Raw genomic sequence first — 20,942 nt, forward strand, 5'->3', positions numbered from 1 at the left:
TGCAATAGTGACGCAACATATTGGATTAGTGGAAGCCCGCGAGATGCTTCGACTGCGCTCAGCATGACGTTCTGGGTTGACTACCTGAATTCCCTGCCGTATCCCAGCCGCATTGTGTAAATTTGACCTTTCTGCTTCCGTCGAATGGCCGATAATCGTTATAAAAACCCTTCCACTGGCTCCTCGGCCAACCGTCCTGCTGAGCCTAAAGCCAACCGGCGCAACGAGCCGCGCAGCAATGGCCCAGCGCCCGAACCGGCTGCTGCCCGCCCGGAGCCCCGCCCGGCCGCCAACGTGCCCAAAGCTGCTCGCGCCGCTCAGGCGCCCGTGGCCAAGCCGCCCCGTGCTCCGCGCGGCCCCCTGCCCGGTGTAGGCACCCTGCTGAGCATCCTGCGCGACCGCCGCTTCCACCTGTTTGTGGGCTTCGCGTTGCTGCTCACTAGCCTCTATCTCACCATTGCCTTCATTTCCTTCCTCTTCACCGGCCACGCCGACCAGAGCGTAGTGGGGGCCATGAGCACCTTGCCGGTGAAGGAAGCTGGCGCGGAATCGCACAACTGGCTGGGCCTGCTCGGAGCCTGGGCCGCCGAGCTGTTCATCTACAAGCTGTTTGGCGTGGCGGCTTTTGCGCTTATTCCCGTCGTGTTTTTTCTCGGCTATAAGATTGTTTTCCGCACTACCCCGGTTTCGGTAAGCTATGCGCTGGCCCTGGGCCTGTTCACCATGGCTTGGCTGAGCATTCTGATGGGCTACGTGGTGGTGAGCCTCGACGGGGCCGACCCGGTATTGGCGCATCGCCTCGATTTCCTGTGCGGCGGCGTGGGTTTTGAGGCTGCGTCGTGGCTCAATAGCCTCATCGGCTGGGGAACAGTGCTGCTGCTGGCCTTCCTGCTGATTTCGTTCGTGGTGTTCTTCTTCAACGTCACCAGCCTGAACCTGGGCAGTTTCCGCCGCCTTAGCACGGAAGACGACCCCGAAGAAGACGCCGAGCTGGAGGCCGAAATCGCCGCCGAGCAAGCCGCCGCCGCTCGCCCGGCGCCCGCGCCGGCCATGACGCTCAAGACTCGCCCCGTTGCACAGGAAACAAATGTTTCGACCACGGCTACCGTTGCCGCTGGTGGCGCGCAAGCTGCTGGCCCGGCTTTGGAGCTGACTGCGGAAGAGGAGGACGACGAAGAATTTGAAGCCTCCGCGCCCTCGATGGAGTTTGAGCCCGCCCCGCGCGCTGGTGCGAGCTTGCCGCTAAGTGTGACTGGTGCCGTAGGAGCAGGTGCGTTGGCAACAGCCGCTGCTTCTTCGCTCGGAACCTCGGTTGCAGGTGGCGCTTTGGCCGCAGCTGTTGCTCCTTTGGCGTCGAGTGGCCCGGCTTTCTCATTTGAACTACCCACCGTTGAGGAACCCGCTGCCACTACCGCCACGCCGGTTTCCACCGTTCCTACGCCACTCTCGCTAGCCGATTTGGCCGATGGCGACGCCCCGCTGCCTGCCTCGCGCCCGGTACTGCCGCCTGTTGCCCGCCCGCTCGAAATTACAGTGCCAGGCCGCGACGACTTGGACCCGAACGCGGGGGCGGCCATCGCCGCGGTGGTGGACGAGGACGAGGACGCGGAGGCCATGCCCAACGTCAACTACGACCCCACGCTGGACCTATCGCGTTACCAGTTTCCGACCCTGGAACTGCTCAACGACTACGGCACGCCCAAGGCGCAGGTCACCAAGGAAGAGCTCGAAGCCAACAAGGACCGCATCGTTGAGACGCTGGGGCACTACAGCATCGCCATCGCCAGCATCAAGGCCACCATCGGGCCGACGGTCACGCTCTACGAAATCGTGCCCGAAGCCGGCGTGCGCATCTCCAAAATCAAGAGCCTGGAAGACGACATTGCCCTGAGCCTGGCCGCGCTCGGCATCCGCATCATTGCGCCCATTCCGGGCAAGGGCACCATCGGCATCGAGGTGCCGAACACGAAGAAGGAAATGGTGAGCATCCGCTCGGTGCTGGGCTCGGAGAAGTTCGCCCGCTCGGAAATGGACCTGCCCATTGCCTTCGGCCGCACCATCACCAACGAGGTGTTCGTGGCCGACCTGGCCAAAATGCCCCACCTGCTCATGGCCGGGGCCACGGGCCAGGGCAAGTCGGTGGGCCTGAACGTGATTCTGGCCTCGCTGCTCTACAAGCGCCACCCCGCCCAGCTCAAGTTTGTGCTCGTCGACCCCAAGAAGGTGGAATTGAGCATCTTCAACAAGATTGAGCGCCACTACCTGGCCAAGCTGCCCGACACCGACGAGGCCATCATCACCGACACGAAGAAGGTGGTGAACACGCTGAATTCGCTGTGCATGGAGATGGACCGGCGCTACGACCTGCTCAAAGAAGCCGGCTGCCGCAACCTAAAGGAGTACAACGCCAAGTTCATCGAGCGCCGCCTCAACCCCAAGAAAGGCCACCGCTTCCTGCCCTTCATCGTGCTGGTCATCGACGAGCTGGCCGACCTGATGATGACGGCAGGTAAGGAAGTGGAAACCCCCATTGCCCGCCTAGCCCAGCTGGCCCGCGCCATCGGCATTCACCTCATCGTGGCCACCCAGCGCCCCTCGGTGAACGTGATTACCGGCATCATCAAGGCCAACTTCCCCTGCCGCATCTCCTTCAAGGTGACCAGCAAAATCGATTCGCGCACCATTCTCGATACCGGCGGGGCCGACCAGCTCATCGGCCAGGGCGACATGCTGTTCTCGGCCGGCTCGGATTTGATTCGGGTGCAGTGCGCCTTCATCGACACGCCGGAAGTGGACCGTGTCTGCGACTTCATCGGCGAGCAGCAGGGCTACTCCGACGCCTACCTGCTGCCCGAAGTGGCCGGGGCCGACGGCGACGCTGGCAGCGGCAACGAGGAAATGGACCCCTCCGAGCGCGACTCGATGTTTGAGGACGCGGCTCGCTGTATTGTGCTCCACCAGCAGGGCAGCACCAGCCTGCTGCAGCGCAAGCTCAAGCTCGGGTATAACCGGGCCGGGCGCCTGATTGACCAGCTGCAGCACGCTGGCATTGTGGGACCTTTCGAGGGCAGCAAGGCCCGCGACGTGCTTATTCCCGACGAATACCAACTCGAACAGTTGCTCAACTCGATGAAGTAACCTCAACCAGTAGCGTAAGCCGAAGCTTACGCTACTTTTTTTTGCTTCATTTGTGCATCATTGGGAAACTGGCCGGACGTTTGTTATTCAACTCCCGTATCAGGCATTCCAAGCGAGGCTCCTGCGCCTCTTGACCTTTACCCCTCAAATGAAAAAGTCCCTCTCTCTGCTGTTGTTCGCAGCTACGCTAGCATTGCCCGCCGCCGCCCAGCAAGACCCCAAAGCCGGTAAAATTCTCGACCAGATGAGTGCCAAATACCAGGCGCTAAAGGCCTTCCAGGCCACTTTTACGCAGACGCTGGAAAACCCCAGCGCCAAAGTAAAGCAGAATATCAACGGCGACATCGTGGTGAGCGGCCAGAAATTCCGCCTAAAAATCAGCGGCCAGGAAGTCATCAACGACGGCAAAACCACCTGGACGTATCTCAAGAACGAGAACGAGGTAAACATCTCCGACTCTGACCCCGATGCCCAGGAAATGTCGCCATCCCAGATTTATACAATGTATAAGAAGGGCTACAAGTATACCTACGTGCAGCAGGTAACGGAAGGAGGCGAGCCCCTCGACGTGATTGAATTGGCCCCCGAAAACCGCCAGAATGACGTATTCAAGGTGCGCCTGAAGGTGCGCAAGAAAGACTCTTCGGTGAAGAGCTGGCAGATGTTCAAGAAGAACGGCAACCAGTATACCTTTCTCATCAAAAATTTCAAGCCCAATCCGGCTACCGACGCTGGCACGTTTGCTTTCGATAAGGCCAAGTACAAGGGTGTGAAAGTGGTTGACCTACGCTAATTTCCTTGTTATTAGCTGTTAGCCATCGATTATCAAGTTGATAAATCTGCGGCCCGCTTCACTTGAAGCGGGCCGCTTTTGTTTGCCCGCCTTGCTGCTTTGCACCCCAGATGACCTCCAACCAGCAACTGACAACTAATTTGCAGCCATGCGCGAAGATTTCTACCACTACGTCTGGCAGCACCAGTATTTCGATAAAGCCGACCTGCGCACGGCCGCGGACGAGGAAATTCAGGTACTGAAACCCGGCTTCCGCAATGCCGACGCCGGCCCCGATTTCCTGAATGCCCGCCTGCGCCTCGGCGATGTGGAGTGGAATGGAGCCGTAGAAATCCATCTGCGCGCCTCCGACTGGGCCCGCCACCAGCACCAGACCGACCCCAAGTACGACCAGGTAATTCTGCACGTGGTGGGCCAACACGATGCTGATGTGACCCGGACCGACGGCACCCTCATTCCTACCCTGGCCCTGCAAACCCGCTTGGCCCCCGACCTGCTGGCCCGCTACCAGGCCCTGATAGAAGCGCCCGCCGCCGCGCCGCTGCCTTGTGCGCCCCTGTTGAGCCGCGTGCCCGAAATAACCAGCACGATGATGGTGGAGCGGGCGCTGCTCGAACGCGTCGAGCGCAAGGCCGACGACGTGCTGGCGCTCCACCAGCAGTTGGGCCAGGATTGGGAGGCCACCGCCTACCACGCCCTGATGGCTGCCTTTGGCTTTCAAAAAAACAGCGAGCCGCTGGCCCGCCTGGCCAAAGCGCTACCGTTAAATGTGCTGCGCCGCCACCGCTACGACCAACGCCAACTCGAAGCGCTGTTGTTTGGGCAAGCTGGGTTTCTGGTTGAAAACGATGAAACGGCTGAAGACGATTACATCCGCGGCCTGCGAGAGGAGCATGAGTTTCTGCGCCATAAGTACCAGATAGGGTCGGCCGCCATGGCCGTGCATGAATGGAACTACCTGCGCTTGCGCCCCGCTAACTTTCCACCGGTGCGGCTGGGCCAATTAGCGGGGCTGTTGCATGCCCGTCCGGCCTTGTTTGATGCCCTGCTCACAGCCCACAGCGTGGCCGCGCTCACGGAATTTTTTCAGGCCCCCGTGCCGGAATACTGGCGCACGCATTTCCGGCCCGGGCGCGCGGGCAAAGTGCCAAGCCTGGGCCGCGCCAGCATCGACTTGCTCATCACCAACGTAGTGGTCCCGCTGCGCGTGGCCTATGCGCGCCATGTAGGTCAGCCTGCACTCGTCGAAAGCAGTGTGGCCCTGCTTAGTGAACTGCCCGCCGAGCACAACCAGTACACCGATGTGTACGAGGCGTTGGGATTTACGCACCGCACGGCTGCCGACTCCCAGGGCTTGCTGGCGCTCCACAAATCATACTGTGCTCCACGTCGCTGCCTGCACTGTGCTATTGGGAGCCGGCTGCTCCAACAACCCCGTATTTCTCGATGAACATAGCGTTGGCATTGCTTTTAAACGCCGCTTTGCTGGCGGTGCTGCTGCCCTGGTTGCGGCAGCAGTGGCAGTGGGCGGCAGCAGTTGGCTGGCGGTGGGTGTTCGCAGCCGGCATTGTGGTGCGTGTTGCGGTAGGAGTAGGGCGCAACGTCCCGCTTAAGCTTGACGCACAATTCATGAGTGGCGTGAGCAATATTGTGACGGCGCGGCTGTGGGCTGCTCCCGGCTCTGCCTGGCAGTTGCTCACACAGTCTGTCACCACCTTTCCAACGCCGTCGGATGGCCTCATTGTTTACCAGAATTCTTCCAATACCTGGACGCTTATTAAGCTGTTGGCACTGCTTAATCTGGCCTCGCTGGGCACTGGCTGGTTAAATGCTCTCTACCTGAGCTTGTTTGCCTTTGCGGGCTGCTGGATGCTGGCACGGGTGCTGGCCGTGCGCTTTCCGGGCACACCAGCCGGGGCCGGAGCAGTCGCACTTCTGTTCTGGCCGGCGGTGTGGTTTTGGTCCACGGGCATCAGCAAAGAGGCGGTGCTGTTAGGCTCAGGTGCTTGGCTGACGGCCCGGGTACTATCGTGGCTGTACGCCGAGGACCCTGCGCTGGCCCCACCCGCCGCGCGGGGTATCGGTTGGTGGAGTGCTACAGTTGCGCTCGCTGGCCTGCACGTAGCCATGCGCTATTTCTTTGCCCTGCCGTTGCTGGCTACCTTGGCTGGCTTGGTGCTGGGCCGTGGGCTCGAGCGGTGGCTGCCGCGCCGCTGGGCGGCCGCCCTCGGCCTGGTGCTAGTACTTGGGGGAGGGGCTTGGCTGGGGCCCGAATTAAGCGTGGCATTTCGGCTTAATAAATTCGTGAACCAGGTGATTCGGGTGTACAGCGCCGACGTTGTGCAGTCGACTGGCCGGCCGCATTTTGAATATCCCAATTTGCGACCTACTGCTGGCAGCATTGCTGCGCACGCGCCCCAAGCCGTGGCCAATGCGCTCACGCAGCCGTGGCTGGGGCAATCAAATCAGCCGCTTTACATGGCCGCCGGACTCGAAAACCTGGCGCTGCTGCTGCTGTTGGCCGTGGCGGGCTGGGCCTTGGTGCGAGGGAGGGGCGGGCACATGCCTTTTACTGTAGTGTTGGCCCTGAGTGTATTTTGCCTGCTACTCGCGTTCCTGATTGGGATAACCACGCCCAATCTGGGCTCCTTGCAGCGCTACCGCAGCGCCATGCTGCCCTTCCTGCTAGTGCTGCTGTTGCAAAACGACTATGCTGCCGCTACTCTGCGCTTCCTGCAAATTCGTCGTTCTCCCGAGTCTGGTACCGGGGGTTCGCACTCGCCAAACGCGTAACTTTGCAGCACCGTGTTGCATCACCGGGTATTTGTTCCCGGCCCGCGCAACCTCCGACTTTTGCTTCTTATGGAAAACCCCGTTATCATTCTTGGTGCCCAAACTGTGGGCACCGCTGCCCTCGATGCCTTTCTCTCCAACGACGTAGTTGTGTACTGCCTACTCGACGACGACCAGAAGCTGCAGGGCACCGAACTGCTCGACGTGCCCGTGATGGGAAACACCGACGACGGCGAGTTGCTGAAACTACTTGGCAAAAAGTGCGAAGTATTTGTAGCCACCGAGGACACCGCCAGCCGCCGCAGCCTCACCCAGATGCTGCGCACCGAGTACGAAGCCGTACCCGTTAATGCCATTCATGCGCGGGCCAGTGTTTCGCAGCATGCCACGCTGGGCCACGGCAACTACGTAGGGCCCAATGCGGTGGTAGCTGCTACCGCCACCCTCGGCAACGGCTGCCTGCTGGGGCCCAATGTGGTGGTTGAAGCCCGCGCCAATGTGGGCGATTATGTCCAGCTGGGCAGCGGGGCGCTGCTAGGGGCCGACGTGCAGGTAGGAGAGCAAGCCTTTGTAGGCGCCGGGGCCGTAGTAGTAGCCGGTGTGAAAATCGGCGATAAGGCCCGCGTCGGGGCCGGCTCGGTAGTGGTTGCCGACGTGCCAAATGGCCAGACGGTATTTGGCAACCCAGCGGTGAAAGTGTAGGTTGAATTAAAAATTAAAAATTATGAATTAAAAGTTGGTTGCTCCACCTAGCTCGGATGCCCAATTCATGATTTTTAATTCATGATTTTTAATTAGAAAAATGTATCAGGTTCTTCTTTATTACTGCTACAGCCCCATTGCCGACCCCGACGCCTTTCGCGACGAACACCACCGCCTGTGCCTGGCGCTCGATTTGCGCGGGCGCATCATCGTGGCCGCCGAGGGCCTGAACGGCACCGTGTCGGGCACGCGGGAAAGCTGTGCTGCCTACATGGCGGCCGTAAAAGCCGACCCGCGTTTTGCGGCACTCGAGTTTAAAGTGGACGAGGTAGAAGGCCACACTTTCCAGAAGCTGCACGTGCGCGTGAAGCCGGAAATCGTGCACAGCAGCCTGCGCCACATGCGGCCCCACGAAAAAACCGGCCAGCACCTTTCGCCCGCCGAGTTCAGGGCGCTTAAGGACCACGACGACGTGGTCGTGGTCGACGTGCGCTCCGATTACGAGTACAACCTCGGACGTTTCAAAAACGCCGTAACCCTGGATATCGAAAACTTCCGCGACTTCCCCGACCGCGTCGAGCGCCTCAAGGAATTCAAGGACAAGAAAATTCTGACTTACTGCACTGGCGGGGTAAAGTGCGAAAAAGCCAGCGCGTTTTTGCTCGAACAGGGCTTTGAAAACGTGTACCAGCTGCACGGCGGCATAATTAAGTACGGTATTGAGGCCGGGGGTGAAGATTTTGACGGCCAGTGCTACGTATTCGATAACCGCGTGGCTGTGGATGTGAACCGCGTGAACCCCACCGTTATTTCGCACTGCCATCATTGCCAGGAGCCCAGTGCCCGCCTTATTAACTGTGCCAACCCGCACTGCAATGCGCACCTGCCCCTGTGCGAGGCTTGCGGCGAAACCCTGCAAGGCGCCTGTTCGCAGACCTGTGCCGTTAACCCCGATAAGCGCGTATACGACGGCACTGGTTCTTATCCCAAGCTCAGCAACCACTACAACCCAGCCCAGGGCCTGGCGTCGTACGGAAGTGCCAAGGACTGAATTTTGAAGGAAAAGCGGCCGTGCATTCGCCGGTTACGTTCAAAATTCAATACCTGAAATTCAACATTCCCCCCCACATGATTCCCTCTTCCGAACTCATACTCAATCCCGACGGGAGCATTTATCACCTAAACCTGCTGCCCGACCACATCTCGGACACCATCCTTACCGTGGGCGACCCTGCCCGGGTGGCACAGGTGAGCAAGCATTTCGACTCCATTGAGTTCGAAACCACCCACCGCGAGTTTGTAACGCACGTGGGGTACTACCGCGGCAAGCGCCTCACGGTGCTGAGCACGGGCATGGGTACCGACAACATCGACATCGTGATGAACGAGCTGGATGCCCTCGTCAACATCGATTTCATGTCCCGTGAGGTGCGGCCGACCGAGGAACGCATGAACCTGCGCATTATCCGCATCGGCACCAGTGGCAGCTTGCAGGCCGATGTTCCCGTGGGTACTATGCTGGCCACTGAGCACGCCGTGGGCCTCGATAGCCTCATGCAGTTCTACCCATTGATGGAAACTGGCCTCGAAACGGAAATTGCGACTGAGCTTCAGCAGTCGCTGGCACTGCCGTTTGCACCTTATGTGGTGCGCGGTTCAGACCTATTGCGCGAGCAAGTGGGAGCGGGGACGGCTGTGGGCAACACGGTCACCTGCCCCGGGTTCTACGGGCCGCAGGGCCGCCGCCTGCGTCTCGACCTGCGCCAAGCCGATTACATCGCCCGCCTCCAGAGTTTCCGTCATCAGAGCGCCGAGGGCTTGTTTCGCCTCAGCAACTTTGAGATGGAAACGGCCGGTTATTACGCCCTGGGCCGCTTGTTGGGCCACGAAGTTCTATCGCTCAACGCTATTGTGGCCAATCGTGCCACCGGAGAATTTGCCGAAAACGCCGGCGCCATCATCGATAGCATGATTGAGCGGACGCTGCAACAGCTCGTCGCCATCAGCTAGCCACGAGAAGCAACTTAGCTAAAGACACAAAAAGCCGGACTGCCTTGAGGCGGTCCGGCTTTTTGCTTACTAAATAAATAGGAAATATAATAACGGAAAAATTATACAGGAAGAAATATATAGCGAACTGGAATTTTAATAAAAGTCGAAGCCAACCACTGCACGAATGGGCAAGCTGGTTCCCGATTTTAACGTGAGGTGTTCGTTGGAAGTAGCCCATACCGTGGTGTATACCCGGTGGGAGTGGCCATCGGCCGTTTTGAAGTAAATGTCGAGTTTGCCCCGATAATTGTTGCCCAGCATTGTGGCCCGGTTTGCGTCGTGTTGGCGTTGGCGGCGCTGTTCTGCCGACTGCAATACATCTTCGGTGGGGAAATTGAGGTAAGGCAAATATTCCTTCTCAACCGTGTCCGTGAGTTCTAGCTGGGCAGTAGTCATGACGAAAAAGGGATGGGTGGGAGTAAAAATGGAGTCGTTGATTTCGGCGTTTTTGAATTACCTCTGAAAGGTAGCATTTCCATTAGCGGGTGGGTGGCTTTATCGGTAGAATGCAAAAACGACTCGGTCAGTGCAGTCTTCTGAACGGTGAAAGATTAGCCCACCTCAGCAGCCAGGAATTCCATGGTGTCCACACCGTCGGCAAAATCGGCCACACTCGGTTCCTGGGCGCGGCCAAAGGGTACGCTACCAGCAAAACGCCCGGCGGCCGATACCACGCACTGCGTTTGGGCCGCTACATCAGTGAGTTGGTCCACTAATTCTACTTCTGAGGCATACTCGGCATAGTGCAGTACTGATATGGGCGATACCAGCGCGCTGTTGCGCGTAAGTAGCAGGAATCCAGTGTCATAATGATGAACGGCATTCACCAGTAATATGCTTTTGTTATAATCGTAATTATTCTGGTATTTGTGGTGGTTGAGTACTCCTTCACCAATCTGTAAGGCATTGAGCACTGGAATAAAATTGTAGCCTTCGGGTACATAGAGCTTGCTCACGTTGCGGCAGCCCAGGCCGTAGTACTGAAAAATGTCGGGCGCCAGCAGGGCCAGTTCCGAACTCGTTTCGTGGCCCGTGAGCAGAGCCACGCTGGTGCGGTTGCGCCGGATGAGGTGGGGCCGCTTGCCGAAGTAATATTCAAAATACCGGGCCGTGTTGTCGGAACCGGTGGCAATGAATGCATCGGCTGCATTCAGGCGCGGCACAACCCGGATAAAGTCGGCGAAGCGAGGCTCCAGAGCCAGCAGCTCTTCCATTATCCAAGTCATCAGGGCGGTATCGTCGGCACTGAGCTTCGCTAGCAGCACGTGCCCGCTCAGCAACACGCACAGCAGGTCGTGGAAGCCTACCAATGGGATGTTGCCGGCCATCACCACACCAATCTGGCGTACGGTCTGGGGCTCGGGCGGGTAGCGGGCGACCCATTGGCGCAGGGGCTCTTCGGCCAGCAGGCGGGCAATGCCGGCCACGGCTGCCCGCACGTTGGGCAGGTCGAACCAGGCGTTTTGGTTACGGGCGCGGGCGGCTTGGGTGGCCAGTACATCGGCGGGGAGATGAGCGAGGCGGTGGCCCAGGGCTGCAAAGGCAGCCAGGCGTTCGGAATGGTTCATGCGAATAAGAAGAGGAGAGGGCCGCCAGCTATTGGCGGGCAGGCTATTTGCCAGCAAAATTGGCTGAAACCGTACGAACCCCGCTGTTGTTGGTTAATTTTGCCGGCCGAAGCACGACTGGCGGCGGCGGTTTTACGTAAAGTCCGCTCGAACAGCTTTGGTTTTTCCTTTATAACTCCCTGACCCCCGACGCCCCATGGCCATCATGATAACCGACGAGTGCATCAACTGTGGTGCCTGCGAGCCGGAATGCCCCAACAACGCTATTTACGAAGGCGGTGCGCAATGGCGCTGGGCCGATGGTACGGCGCTGAAAGAAGCGGCTCTGGCCGATGGCACCGTAGAATCGGGCACGGCCCCCCACACGCCGGTTTCGGATGAGTACTACTACATCGTCTCGGATAAGTGCACCGAGTGCGTCGGCTTCCACGAGGAACCACAGTGCGCAGCCGTGTGTCCCGTCGACTGCTGCGTCGACGACCCCGACCACCGCGAAACCCGGGAGCGCCTGCTCGAGAAAAAAGAGTGGCTGCACATCGCTGCTTAGTCAGCTCAGTTCAACAGCATAAACAAGGGCTACTTCCCAACGGGAGTAGCCCTTGTTGAATTTGATGAGGCCGGTTGTTCAGGTGCCGCAGTTGAAAAATTTATCGTAAGCCGATTCGGGAATGATGTTGAGCCGGCTCATCAGCCAGATGGGGCCGCGCAGCAGGCGCAGTATCGCGTAGCTGTTGGGATAGTCGTGGAAGGTTTTGGGTGGTGCGGCCACCAGGTCGTCGAATTCATCGCGCGTAAGGCCCAGGCGCTTTATGCACAGTGCAATAACGGCATCGTCCTCAATGGCATTGATGTGCGAAACCCGCTCGAGGCCTTCCTCGCGGCTCATCTGGCCCGAGCGAATCAGCGCCGAGTAGTTGAACAACCGCCGGTCGATGTTGAATTTGACGCGGTTGAGGTAGTAAATGAGGCTTTGGTAAAGGTCGTCGAAATAATGGGCCCCGGGGTTTTGCCAGGCCAACTCGCGCTCAATTACGGCATCTACTTCGCTGCGCACATAGTTGAGGTGGTACAGCAGGGTGACGGTTTTGATGCGCCGCACGAAGGTGTAGTAGAACATCTCCTTCAACCCCAGATTGAAACCGGGGTCGCCGGGTTGCCAGGGCCGCAGTGGCACGGTGCCAAACTGCCAGTGCACGGCGCGCAGGTAGCGCCCATCCAGAAAATTCCAGCTCAGCGGGGCAATGCCTTCGGTGCGGAACGACTGGCCAATGACCACGTGCCGAATATTTTCTTTAGCTGCTACACCATACAGGGCCGTAGCAATGCCCAGGTCAGTGCCTTCTTCCATATCAGGCACCGAGGCTTTCAAAAAAGCAATTTTCAGGTCTTTCGACTCGCGCCAGTCCGAGGTGATGGTGCGCAGCTCCACGCCAAGGCGCTGGCAGGTGCGCACCATGTTTTCGCCGGCCACCGGATTCCCAAAGCCGTCGTTGAAGTGTACTGCCAGGGGGCGTAGCTGGAGCTGCGTGACGCAATACCACAGTGTGTAGGTGCTGTCGCGGCCGCCGCTCAAGCCGATTACGCAGTCGTAGCGGTGGTTGCGGCCAGCGTAGCGCATGGCCGCGGCGTGGCGTTGCACGGTGCGCAAGCCAGCCTCTCCCAACGGAAAAGCAGCTTCCATGCGGTCGTGTACGGCGCAAAAGGAACAGGTCCCGTCGTCATCGAAGCGAATGCCGGGGGCCGTGGTGTCCATGATGCAGCGGCTGCACCGCTGGTAAGCCGGGTCCAGTTTAGTAGCGTGGATTTCGGCAGGGAGTACGAGAGAAGGCAAAGGCAACGGGTGATTGAGAAGTAGCGCAGCCATCAACGGGCGCGCAGCAATTAAAAATGAAATGGTAAACGGGAAAGTAAGGAGGGTAACCATCCGAGCAAGCGGGTAGGGCTGCTCGCAAAACGATTAGGGCATTTGGTCGAATTGATAGCCCTTGCGCTCCAGCAAAGCACCGATTTCGGTGCCGCGCTCGGGTCGGTGAGGACGGTTTAGGTTTGCCACTACGAGCTGGCTGGCAAACTCGTTGAAAGTGCCCCGGGCCTGTACGCCGTGGGCATCAACGGCGAGCGAGCAGCCCACACTTTTCTTGCCTTCGTATGGACCGCCCACGATGTAGCCAACCGAAGTGGTGCTCACCACCACCACGTTGTAAAGCTGGGCCAGGATGGAAAACGGCTTCAACCATTTTTCCCGGTATGGGTCGTGCTCCTCCGTGATGGAATAGTCCACCGTCCAGGAGGCCGGAGCAATAATGAATTCGGCCCCCATGCGGGCCAGCGTGTGGCCTATGGGCAGCGCGTCGAGGTAATTATCGGCGCAGATGTTGACCCCGATTTTCCCCAGGGGAGTGTCTACCACATTTAGGGTCTGGCCCACGGCGTAAAAGGGCTGCTCTACTGCCAGCAGGTTGATTTTATGGTATTTGAGGATAATTTGGCCCTGTGGGTCGATGAGAATGGCGGCGTTGTAGTTGCGCCCATTGGCTGCCCGTTCGGTGAGCCCGGCGCATACATATAGGCCGTGCTGCGCGGCCGCCGCGCACAACTGGTCGCTGAACAGGCCCGGTATGGGCTGAGCTTCGTGCAGGGCACTGGGGTGCGTCCAGGCAAAATCGAGGGTTTCGGGCAGCAGCACCAGGTCGCATTCTTCTGCGGCGGCCTGGGCAATAAGGTCGGTGGCTCGGCCCAGGTTGCGGGTGGGCTCGCCGCCTTCAACCAGTAGCTGCCCCAGGCCAATGCGCAGCGTGCCAACCGGAGGCGGCACTACAAGCGGAGCCACTGGTGGAGTGGGCGCGGGTTTCCTAAAAGAAAATAGCGTAGCCATTGGCAATCAACGGGGCATCAGGTGCAAACACTCGGAAGGTACAAATGGAACGCGAAACTTTCATTACAAGCTTTTGTCGCGACTTTCAGAGGTGAAACCGATGGCCTTGCAAAAATGCCATGTGCTAACCGACCAAGTACAACCGTGTGGCCATACCGGGTTGATTATCAAAAGGAGGAGCGCCACTGCCGGAAATGGCTGTCCAATATGGGTACCCTGGTAAGAAGGCGTTTTCCTTAGGTGAATTTTTTGTGAAGCTGCCTACTGCGAGCTGAGTTCGGGTCTGGCAGTCTGGGCAGAGGAGTCGAGGGCGACCTCCCGCGCTGCTTATGCCTATTTTTGTCCCATCTGCACTCTGCAATTCCTCTTTATGTCGCTCGCCACCACCTATTCGCCCACCGACGTTGAAGCCAAATGGTACCAACGCTGGCAGGAACAGGGCTTTTTCAAAGCCAAACCCAATCCCAAAAAGAAGCCCTACACCGTCGTCATCCCACCGCCGAACGTGACGGGCGTGCTCCACATGGGGCACATGCTGAACAATACGATTCAGGACGTGTTGGTGCGCCGCGCGCGCATGCAGGGCAAGGAAGCCTGCTGGGTACCCGGTACCGACCACGCCAGCATTGCCACCGAGGCGAAAGTAGTGGCCTTGCTCAAAGAGCAAGGAATCAACAAAACCGACCTCACGCGCGAACAATTTCTCAGCCACGCCTTCGAGTGGAAGGACAAGTATGGCGGCATCATTCTGGAGCAGCTTAAGCAGCTCGGCGCCTCGTGCGATTGGGACCGCACGCGCTTTACCATGGAGCCCGACCTGACCGATGCGGTGCTGCGCGTATTCGTCGACCTGTACAACAAGGGCTTGATTTACCGCGGCGTACGCATGGTGAACTGGGACCCGGAAGGCCGCACCGCCATCTCCGACGAGGAGGTGATTGCCAAGGACGTACAGGCCAAGATGTACTACCTGCGGTATGAGATTATTGAACCAAGAACTCAGAACTCAGAATTTAGAAGCCTGGAAACTGAAAATGCAGGACAAGCTTCTGAGTTCTCAGTTCTAAATTCTAAGTTCTTAACTGTAGCCACCTCGCGTCCCGAAACCATCATGGCCGACGTGGCAGTGGCCGTGAACCCGAACGACCCACGTTATGCCCATCTGGCTGGCGCGCAGGTGCGCATCCCGTTGCTGGGCCGCGAAATCCCAGTGATTTTTGACGAGTACGTATCCGTGGATTTCGGCACCGGTGCGCTGAAAGTGACGCCCGCGCACGACCTGAACGACTACGAGCTGGGCGTGAAGCACAACCTGCCCGTAATCGACATTCTGGCCGATAACGGTATGCTCAATGAGAAGGCCATTCTCTACGTGGGCCAGGACCGTTTTGCCGCCCGCAAGCAGATTGCCAAGGACTTGCAGGAAGCTGGGCTGCTCGAGAAAATCGAGGAGTATGCGAGTATCGTACAGACTTCGGAGCGCACCAAGGCCGTGATTGAGCCCAAGCTCTCGCTGCAGTGGTTCATGAAAATGGAACAGATGGCCAAGCCGGCGCTCGACGTGGTAGAAAATGACACCGTGCGCCTGCACCCGCCCAAGTTCAAGAACATGTACCGGGCCTGGATGGAGAACGTGCGCGACTGGTGCATTTCGCGCCAGCTCTGGTGGGGACAGCAGATTCCGGCTTACTACCTGCCCGATGGTACCTTCGTAGTGGCCCTCACCGCCGAGGATGCCCTGCAGCAAGCCATTGCCCAAACCGGCAACGCCGACCTGCAACTGAGCGACCTGCGCCAGGATGAGGACGTGCTCGATACCTGGTTCTCGTCGTGGCTGTGGCCGATTTCGGTGTTCGACGGCTTCAAAGACCCCGACAACGCCGACATCAACTATTTCTACCCCACTAACGACCTAGTGACGGGGCCGGACATTCTGTTCTTCTGGGTGGCTCGCATGATTATGGCGGGCTTAGAATACCGTCAGGAAGTGCCGTTCAAAAACGTGTACCTTACCGGCATTGTGCGCGACGCGCAGGGCCGCAAGATGAGCAAGCAGCTCGGCAACTCGCCCGACCCGCTCGACCTCATCGCCCAGTACGGCGCCGATGGCGTACGCACCGGCATGCTCTTCTCGGCCCCGGCCGGCAACGACCTCCTTTACGACGTGAAGCTGGTGGAGCAGGGCCGCAACTTCTCCAACAAGCTCTGGAACGCCTTCCGCCTCGTGAAAGGCTGGGAAGCGGATGCTGCGCTGCCATTCGTGAACGAGAAGGCCGTGACCTGGTTCAACGCCAAGCTACAGGCTGCCATTGTTGAGATGGACGACCATTTCGAGAAGTTCCGGATGTCGGATGCGCTGATGACCATCTACAAGCTGGTGTGGGACGATTTCTGCGCCCAGTACCTGGAAATGGTTAAACCCACCTATCAGCACCCCATCGATGCTGAGACGCTGCGCCACACCACGGCCTACCTCGAAACGCTGCTCAAACTGCTGCACCCTTTCATGCCCTTCATCACCGAGGAGCTGTGGCACGAACTGGCCGAGCGCGGCCCCCGCGACTACGTAACGGTAGCACCCTGGCCCCGCGCCACTGCTCCTGCCAATAGTGCCGAAACGCTGGCCAGCATGGACAAGGCACTGGCCATCGTGGCGGGTATCCGTACCGTGCGCAACCAGAAAAACCTGGGCCCCAACAAGCCCCTGGCCCTGGTTGCCAAAACCGACGACTCGCAGCTGCTGACCGACTACGACGGCATCGTCCGCAAGCTGGGCAGCATTTCGGAGGTGAGTTTTGCCGATGCCGGCCCCGCCGCCTCGGTGAGCTTCGTGCTCGGCGGCAGCGAGTTCTTCATCCCACTCGAGGGCCACATCGACCTGGATGCCGAGCGCGCGCGCCTCGAAAAAGAGCTGGAATATGCCCAGGGCTTCCGCGACTCGGTGCAGAAGAAACTCGGCAACGAGAAATTTGCCCAGAACGCCAAGCCCGAGGTGTTGGAGAAAGAACGCCAGAAGCTGGCCGATGCCGAAGCCAAAATCGCCGCGCTGGAGCAGGCGCTGAAGGGACTATAATCTCAATTCGTACTAAGCAAAAAAAGCCGCTTCCTGATTCAGGAAGCGGCTTTTTTATGCGCTTGATTTTGCCTTATTCCGGAATGCCGCCCGGCTGTTTCTTCTGCAAGGGCGCCAGCTGATTCTGGAGTTGGAACGTGACCTTCTGACAATCAGCGAAGCGCTGCTCCGATACTTTCAGGGCCTTTTCAGCGGCATCAAGCTGCTGGTACAGGAAGCCGATGAGGCCCAGTGCCAGCACCAATGCCCCAAGGTAAATGATGTTTCTCATGAGTTAATAGCGAAAACAGGAACGTCATGCTGAGCTTGCCGAAGCATCGTTACCGCACCACTAATTAGATTTAGGATGCTGGTAGAAATGCTTCGACAAGCTCAGTATGACGTTCTACTTTTGGTTAAATGGGCGGCCTTAAATTGCCGTATTCGGGTCGAACTGCTCCAGGTAGTCGGCAACTTTGCGCACGAACATGCCGCCGAGCGAGCCGTCTACCACGCGGTGGTCGTAGCTGTGGCTCAGGAACATGAAGTGGCGGATGCCAATCAGGTCGCCCTGTGGCGTCTCAATAACGGCCGGCTTCTTTTTGATGGCGCCCACGGCCATAATGGCCACCTGCGGCTGCATGATGATGGGCGTGCCCATCACGTTGCCGAACGAGCCAACGTTGCTGAGCGTGTAGGTCCCACCTTCGAGGTCAGCCGGAGTGAGTTTGTTGATGCGGGCGCGCTTTGCCAGGTCGTTCACCTTCTTGGTCAGGCCATTCAGATTCAGCTGGTCGGCGTTGTGGATAACCGGCACAATGAGGTTGCCGCTGGGCAGGGCCACGGCCACGCCGATGTTGATGTCACGCTTCTTAACGATGTAGTCGCCATCAATCGACACGTTAATCATCGGGAAATCCTGGATGGCGCGGGCCACCGCCTGAATGAAAATAGGCGTGAAGGTGAGGTTTTCGCCTTCGCGCTTCTTGTAGGCATCCTTGTGCTTGTTGCGCCAGTTCACAATGTCCGTCACATCAGCCTCTACGAAGCTGGTGACGTGCGGCGAAATGCGCACCGAGTCCACCATGCGCTGCGCAATCATCTTGCGCATGCGGTCCATTTCAATCAGTTCCTGGCCGCCGCTCACGCTTGGGGCGGGCTTGGAGCTGGCAGCAGGCGCGGCGGTTGCCGGGGCGGCTTGGGGCTGAGGTGCGGATGCTACGGGCGCAGTTGCAGCGGCGGGGGCTGGAACTGCCGAAGCAGCAGCCGTGAACGATGGCTTACCAGCGGCTACATAATCCAAGATGTCTTTCTTCGTCACGCGGCTTTCCTTGCCGGTACCGGGTAAGTATTCGAGGTCGGTCATGCTCACACCTTCTTCGCGGGCAATGCTCAGTACCAGCGGCGAGAGGAATCGGCCGGGCTGGTGCTCGGCGCCGGCTACCGCAGCCGCTACGGGCGCAACGGCCTCGGGTACGTAGGGAACAGCGCTGCCATTGCTCGAGGGAGCAGGGGCGGCCTGTGGGGCGGCCTGTGGGGCGGCCTGTGGGGCGGCCTGTGGGGCGGCCGGCGAACTGGCCGGAGCAGCCGCTCCGGCGGCCGCCGTATCGGTTTCCATGATGGCAATGGGCGCGCCCACAGCCACGACCTGGCCTTCCTGCACCAGAATTTCTGTCAATACGCCAGCGTAGATGGCCGGTACTTCGGTGTCGACTTTGTCGGTGGCCACTTCCAGAACTGATTCGTCCTGTTCGATTGCATCGCCAACTTGTTTCAGCCATTTCAGGACGGTGCCTTCCATGATGGATTCGCCCATCTTGGGCATCGTCATTTCCACTCGTGCCATAGGTAAGGAGGGGTATTGGGGGTAATGAGGGGTGGGGTGGGAGTTTGGTGCCGCAAAGGTAGCCCAAAAGCCGAACGCCCCCGGCGCAATGTGCGGCGAGGGCGTTGTGGAATCGTTGCTCGTGGTGGGAATGCGCCAGAAGCAAAGCCAAAACAGCCACTGGCCATATTACCTGACGCTGATTCTAAAGGTGTAATACCCGGTGGTTCCGCCCGGTTTTGTTCCAACCCGCTCGAAATGGCACTTGAGCAAAGCCTGTCGGCAAAGGGCTTCCTGCTTGGCCGAAACGGTGCTGCTGACCGCAAGCACAGATTCAATTACTCCCTCCTTGTCTATCAGAATCTTAAAGCGTATTTCGCCCGACTTATCATCAATGGCTTCAACAACCGGTCTGCTTGTGAACTTCCAGCCTGTGGTGTCGAGCGCAGGCCCAATTCTTATAGGTTTCTGTTGATAAGTAGGTGCCAGTTGTAATTCAGGCTTCAGGTGCGTTTGCGCCAAAGCACGCCTAAAGGAAAAAACAGCCAGAAGGCTTAATAAAAAAAGTATTCGCATACAGTGGCGAAACAATAATTGTTGAGGGCCGTTGGAAGTTGGTTTGGCCGGTCCATCCACTGCTGTTCTGGAAAACTACCCAAAGCTTGCGGCCAGCTACTGAGCCCGAAAATACTTGGACCGCAGCCGCCGGCGCACTTCCAGCGGCAGGGGCCAACCCTGCTCGTATTGGCGCAAAATGAGCTGCTCGCGGTCGGGGCTGTAGCGCAAGGCTTGCCGCAATCCTACCACCGTAGAAACCACGGTTATCAGGGCATTCACGCCGACCAGCTCGTATTCGCTCCGTGCCGAACTGGATACCATGCCCACGATGCTCGCGGCTCCTGTTCCCAAAGCTCCCTCTGCTGAGTGGCGGTGCTTTTTGAAGAGCTGGTGCACCGCAAAGGCTGAATCGCGCACTGGGCGGAACTGCGGGGACACTGGCTGTGCTAAGCTGTATCCCGGCAGAGCTGCGAACAGCAGCCCACCAATAAATCCAGTAAAACGCATTATGGTAAGAAAAATGGCCACGATTCCCAGGCAGGAGTCGTGGCCATCGCGGTAGGTTGCACGGGCAGCAGTGCCTATTCCGTTACTGTGATTTCCGGTAGCCCTTCCTCCGTCAAATCACCGCCCGTAGCAGCTGCATTTTTCTGAAACTTTGAGAAGCAGATGCTGCGATTAGAGGCGAAGCGGCTGGTTGGGTCGTTGATAATGACAACGTGCGGAAAGGTGCCAAACTCCTTGCCCTCATACATCAGGGTTTGCTTGACCCCCAGGTCAGGCTTGTTCACTACATCAACGTAGATGTTACGACCCACGCCCTTCGGCCCCGGCTTGGCGAACAGCACCGTGGTTTCGATGCTGCCGGTGCACGAGTCGGCGCAGGAGGTAAGGGCGAAGCAACCGGCTGCAAAAGCAATACGACAGCAATGGAAAAGCATCATAAGTTGAAAAAAGGATTAGAAGCGGGGGGGCTGCAGTTCGGCGAATATGCGGAGTAGAACAGGGTTGTGAATCGTGTCGATGCGGGCTTGGTGATGAATAATATCGGCTCTATTCTCTACGCGATACTTCATATAATATTTTAAAGCTTCGATAAATTGGTTTTTATCGTAAACATAGCCGCGCACTGCGCCACCGTAAACCTTGAATAACCGGGGATTCTTATCAATACTAAGGTATTGGTTTTGGTAATAAACTTTCTGGTTAAATGCTGGAATTTCTCCTTCATTTGCTGCTCCTAAAGCAAAGTAGTGGTTTGCAGATTTCCTCTTTTTTAGAAAGAAGAATGCTTTTTGTCCGACTTTGTATGGTGCGAAACGAGTAGCGCATGTCCAATTTTCAAACTTATCAATTGCAACTTCGCTATTCGGATTCACCCCTTTGATTCTCTGGACCGACTTAGCAGTTACAGTGCTTTTCTGGATTGCTACAATCTCCCCATAAAATATTAGGTCCGAAGTTTCTATTAATTCTGAAAGCAAAGTTGGTTCATAGTCAGCCTGAGCATCGAAGAAGCTCAAGGTTGCTGCCAGTAATAAGAGAAGCTTTTTCATAGAAGAACCAAAACGTGACTGGTAAATGAC

Annotated in this window: 19 protein-coding genes; 9 read left to right on the top strand and 10 right to left on the bottom strand. The window is 58.1% G+C overall.

Features of this window, described 5'->3' with window-relative positions:
* Window positions 1-144: 144 nt before the first annotated feature.
* The 7 genes from ABD837_RS01250 (at window position 145) to ABD837_RS01280 (ending at window position 9,436) form a co-directional block, all read left to right on the top strand.
* Window positions 145-3,138: a DNA translocase FtsK gene (locus ABD837_RS01250; protein ID WP_345049323.1), complete on the top strand. Its 2,994-nt coding sequence runs from the start codon at window positions 145-147 to the stop codon at window positions 3,136-3,138.
* A 148-nt stretch (window positions 3,139-3,286) separates the two neighbouring features.
* On the top strand, window positions 3,287-3,931 hold the full coding sequence (gene lolA1 / locus ABD837_RS01255; RefSeq protein WP_345049325.1) for an outer membrane lipoprotein periplasmic chaperone LolA1: 645 nt from the start codon (window positions 3,287-3,289) through the stop codon (window positions 3,929-3,931).
* 148 nt (window positions 3,932-4,079) lie between these two features.
* Complete coding sequence (locus ABD837_RS01260; RefSeq protein WP_345049327.1) at window positions 4,080-5,381, top strand: DUF2851 family protein; 1,302 nt, start codon at window positions 4,080-4,082, stop codon at window positions 5,379-5,381.
* Window positions 5,378-6,724, top strand: coding sequence for a hypothetical protein (locus ABD837_RS01265; RefSeq protein ID WP_345049329.1), 1,347 nt, complete (start codon window positions 5,378-5,380; stop codon window positions 6,722-6,724). Before ABD837_RS01260 ends, ABD837_RS01265 begins: the two co-directional genes overlap by 4 nt.
* 69 nt (window positions 6,725-6,793) lie before the next feature.
* Window positions 6,794-7,426 (top strand): NeuD/PglB/VioB family sugar acetyltransferase, encoded by a 633-nt coding sequence (locus ABD837_RS01270; RefSeq protein ID WP_345049332.1) that lies wholly within the window; start codon window positions 6,794-6,796, stop codon window positions 7,424-7,426.
* Window positions 7,427-7,526: 100 nt separating this feature from the next.
* Complete coding sequence (gene trhO, locus ABD837_RS01275) at window positions 7,527-8,477, top strand: oxygen-dependent tRNA uridine(34) hydroxylase TrhO (RefSeq protein ID WP_345049334.1); 951 nt, start codon at window positions 7,527-7,529, stop codon at window positions 8,475-8,477.
* A gap of 77 nt (window positions 8,478-8,554) precedes the next feature.
* Window positions 8,555-9,436, top strand: a complete 882-nt coding sequence (locus ABD837_RS01280) for a nucleoside phosphorylase (RefSeq protein ID WP_345049336.1) — start codon at window positions 8,555-8,557, stop codon at window positions 9,434-9,436.
* Between the two features lie 135 nt (window positions 9,437-9,571).
* On the opposite strand, the gene ABD837_RS01285 is transcribed toward ABD837_RS01280, so the two are convergent.
* Window positions 9,572-9,874 (bottom strand): hypothetical protein, encoded by a 303-nt coding sequence (locus ABD837_RS01285; protein WP_345049338.1) that lies wholly within the window; start codon window positions 9,872-9,874, stop codon window positions 9,572-9,574.
* Between the two features lie 155 nt (window positions 9,875-10,029).
* A complete protein-coding gene (locus ABD837_RS01290; protein WP_345049339.1) occupies window positions 10,030-11,046 on the bottom strand; it encodes an acyl-CoA reductase in 1,017 nt (338 codons plus the stop codon).
* 196 nt (window positions 11,047-11,242) lie between these two features.
* Between ABD837_RS01290 and ABD837_RS01295 the strand changes: the two genes are divergently transcribed.
* Window positions 11,243-11,593: a 4Fe-4S dicluster domain-containing protein gene (locus ABD837_RS01295; protein WP_345049340.1), complete on the top strand. Its 351-nt coding sequence runs from the start codon at window positions 11,243-11,245 to the stop codon at window positions 11,591-11,593.
* Between the two features lie 78 nt (window positions 11,594-11,671).
* Here ABD837_RS01295 and ABD837_RS01300 read toward each other — a convergent pair whose 3' ends face one another.
* Entirely contained in the window at window positions 11,672-12,877 is a 1,206-nt protein-coding gene (locus ABD837_RS01300; RefSeq protein WP_345049342.1) for an N-acetyl sugar amidotransferase, read from the bottom strand.
* A gap of 126 nt (window positions 12,878-13,003) precedes the next feature.
* Complete coding sequence (locus ABD837_RS01305) at window positions 13,004-13,876, bottom strand: carbon-nitrogen hydrolase family protein (protein WP_345049344.1); 873 nt, start codon at window positions 13,874-13,876, stop codon at window positions 13,004-13,006.
* A 415-nt stretch (window positions 13,877-14,291) separates the two neighbouring features.
* Here ABD837_RS01305 and ABD837_RS01310 point away from each other — a divergent pair, with 415 nt between their 5' ends.
* The gene (locus tag ABD837_RS01310; RefSeq protein ID WP_345049346.1) at window positions 14,292-16,994 is read left to right on the top strand and encodes a valine--tRNA ligase; all 2,703 of its coding nucleotides are present in this window, start codon (window positions 14,292-14,294) and stop codon (window positions 16,992-16,994) included.
* A 73-nt stretch (window positions 16,995-17,067) separates the two neighbouring features.
* Here the strand turns inward: ABD837_RS01310 and ABD837_RS01315 are convergent, their stop codons facing one another.
* The 6 genes from ABD837_RS01315 to ABD837_RS01340 form a co-directional block, all read right to left on the bottom strand.
* The gene (locus ABD837_RS01315) at window positions 17,068-17,265 is read right to left on the bottom strand and encodes a hypothetical protein (RefSeq protein ID WP_345049348.1); all 198 of its coding nucleotides are present in this window, start codon (window positions 17,263-17,265) and stop codon (window positions 17,068-17,070) included.
* Window positions 17,266-17,403: 138 nt separating this feature from the next.
* The gene (locus ABD837_RS01320) at window positions 17,404-18,819 is read right to left on the bottom strand and encodes a dihydrolipoamide acetyltransferase family protein (RefSeq protein ID WP_345049350.1); all 1,416 of its coding nucleotides are present in this window, start codon (window positions 18,817-18,819) and stop codon (window positions 17,404-17,406) included.
* A gap of 168 nt (window positions 18,820-18,987) precedes the next feature.
* Window positions 18,988-19,374: a hypothetical protein gene (locus ABD837_RS01325; RefSeq protein ID WP_345049352.1), complete on the bottom strand. Its 387-nt coding sequence runs from the start codon at window positions 19,372-19,374 to the stop codon at window positions 18,988-18,990.
* A gap of 96 nt (window positions 19,375-19,470) precedes the next feature.
* Window positions 19,471-19,863, bottom strand: a complete 393-nt coding sequence (locus ABD837_RS01330; protein WP_345049354.1) for a hypothetical protein — start codon at window positions 19,861-19,863, stop codon at window positions 19,471-19,473.
* Between the two features lie 74 nt (window positions 19,864-19,937).
* On the bottom strand, window positions 19,938-20,300 hold the full coding sequence (locus tag ABD837_RS01335) for a hypothetical protein (protein ID WP_345049356.1): 363 nt from the start codon (window positions 20,298-20,300) through the stop codon (window positions 19,938-19,940).
* A gap of 15 nt (window positions 20,301-20,315) precedes the next feature.
* Window positions 20,316-20,912, bottom strand: a complete 597-nt coding sequence (locus ABD837_RS01340; RefSeq protein WP_345049357.1) for a hypothetical protein — start codon at window positions 20,910-20,912, stop codon at window positions 20,316-20,318.
* Window positions 20,913-20,942 lie beyond the last annotated feature (30 nt).

The organism is Hymenobacter glaciei (genome assembly GCF_039539585.1).
Classification (GTDB): domain Bacteria; phylum Bacteroidota; class Bacteroidia; order Cytophagales; family Hymenobacteraceae; genus Hymenobacter; species Hymenobacter glaciei.

What these genes read in the sequence shown, in the direction of transcription:
- ABD837_RS01315 (WP_345049348.1), bottom strand. Translation starts at nt 17,265, where the DNA reads ATGAGAAACATCATTTACCTTGGGGCATTGGTGCTGGCACTGGGCCTC.
- ABD837_RS01320 (WP_345049350.1), bottom strand. Translation starts at nt 18,819, where the DNA reads ATGGCACGAGTGGAAATGACGATGCCCAAGATGGGCGAATCCATCATG.
- ABD837_RS01325 (WP_345049352.1), bottom strand. Translation starts at nt 19,374, where the DNA reads ATGCGAATACTTTTTTTATTAAGCCTTCTGGCTGTTTTTTCCTTTAGG.
- lolA1 (WP_345049325.1), top strand. Translation starts at nt 3,287, where the DNA reads ATGAAAAAGTCCCTCTCTCTGCTGTTGTTCGCAGCTACGCTAGCATTG.
- ABD837_RS01270 (WP_345049332.1), top strand. Translation starts at nt 6,794, where the DNA reads ATGGAAAACCCCGTTATCATTCTTGGTGCCCAAACTGTGGGCACCGCT.
- ABD837_RS01265 (WP_345049329.1), top strand. Translation starts at nt 5,378, where the DNA reads ATGAACATAGCGTTGGCATTGCTTTTAAACGCCGCTTTGCTGGCGGTG.
- ABD837_RS01280 (WP_345049336.1), top strand. Translation starts at nt 8,555, where the DNA reads ATGATTCCCTCTTCCGAACTCATACTCAATCCCGACGGGAGCATTTAT.
- ABD837_RS01330 (WP_345049354.1), bottom strand. Translation starts at nt 19,863, where the DNA reads ATGCGTTTTACTGGATTTATTGGTGGGCTGCTGTTCGCAGCTCTGCCG.
- ABD837_RS01335 (WP_345049356.1), bottom strand. Translation starts at nt 20,300, where the DNA reads ATGATGCTTTTCCATTGCTGTCGTATTGCTTTTGCAGCCGGTTGCTTC.
- ABD837_RS01295 (WP_345049340.1), top strand. Translation starts at nt 11,243, where the DNA reads ATGGCCATCATGATAACCGACGAGTGCATCAACTGTGGTGCCTGCGAG.
- ABD837_RS01285 (WP_345049338.1), bottom strand. Translation starts at nt 9,874, where the DNA reads ATGACTACTGCCCAGCTAGAACTCACGGACACGGTTGAGAAGGAATAT.
- trhO (WP_345049334.1), top strand. Translation starts at nt 7,527, where the DNA reads ATGTATCAGGTTCTTCTTTATTACTGCTACAGCCCCATTGCCGACCCC.
- ABD837_RS01250 (WP_345049323.1), top strand. Translation starts at nt 145, where the DNA reads ATGGCCGATAATCGTTATAAAAACCCTTCCACTGGCTCCTCGGCCAAC.
- ABD837_RS01340 (WP_345049357.1), bottom strand. Translation starts at nt 20,912, where the DNA reads ATGAAAAAGCTTCTCTTATTACTGGCAGCAACCTTGAGCTTCTTCGAT.
- ABD837_RS01260 (WP_345049327.1), top strand. Translation starts at nt 4,080, where the DNA reads ATGCGCGAAGATTTCTACCACTACGTCTGGCAGCACCAGTATTTCGAT.
- ABD837_RS01310 (WP_345049346.1), top strand. Translation starts at nt 14,292, where the DNA reads ATGTCGCTCGCCACCACCTATTCGCCCACCGACGTTGAAGCCAAATGG.
- ABD837_RS01290 (WP_345049339.1), bottom strand. Translation starts at nt 11,046, where the DNA reads ATGAACCATTCCGAACGCCTGGCTGCCTTTGCAGCCCTGGGCCACCGC.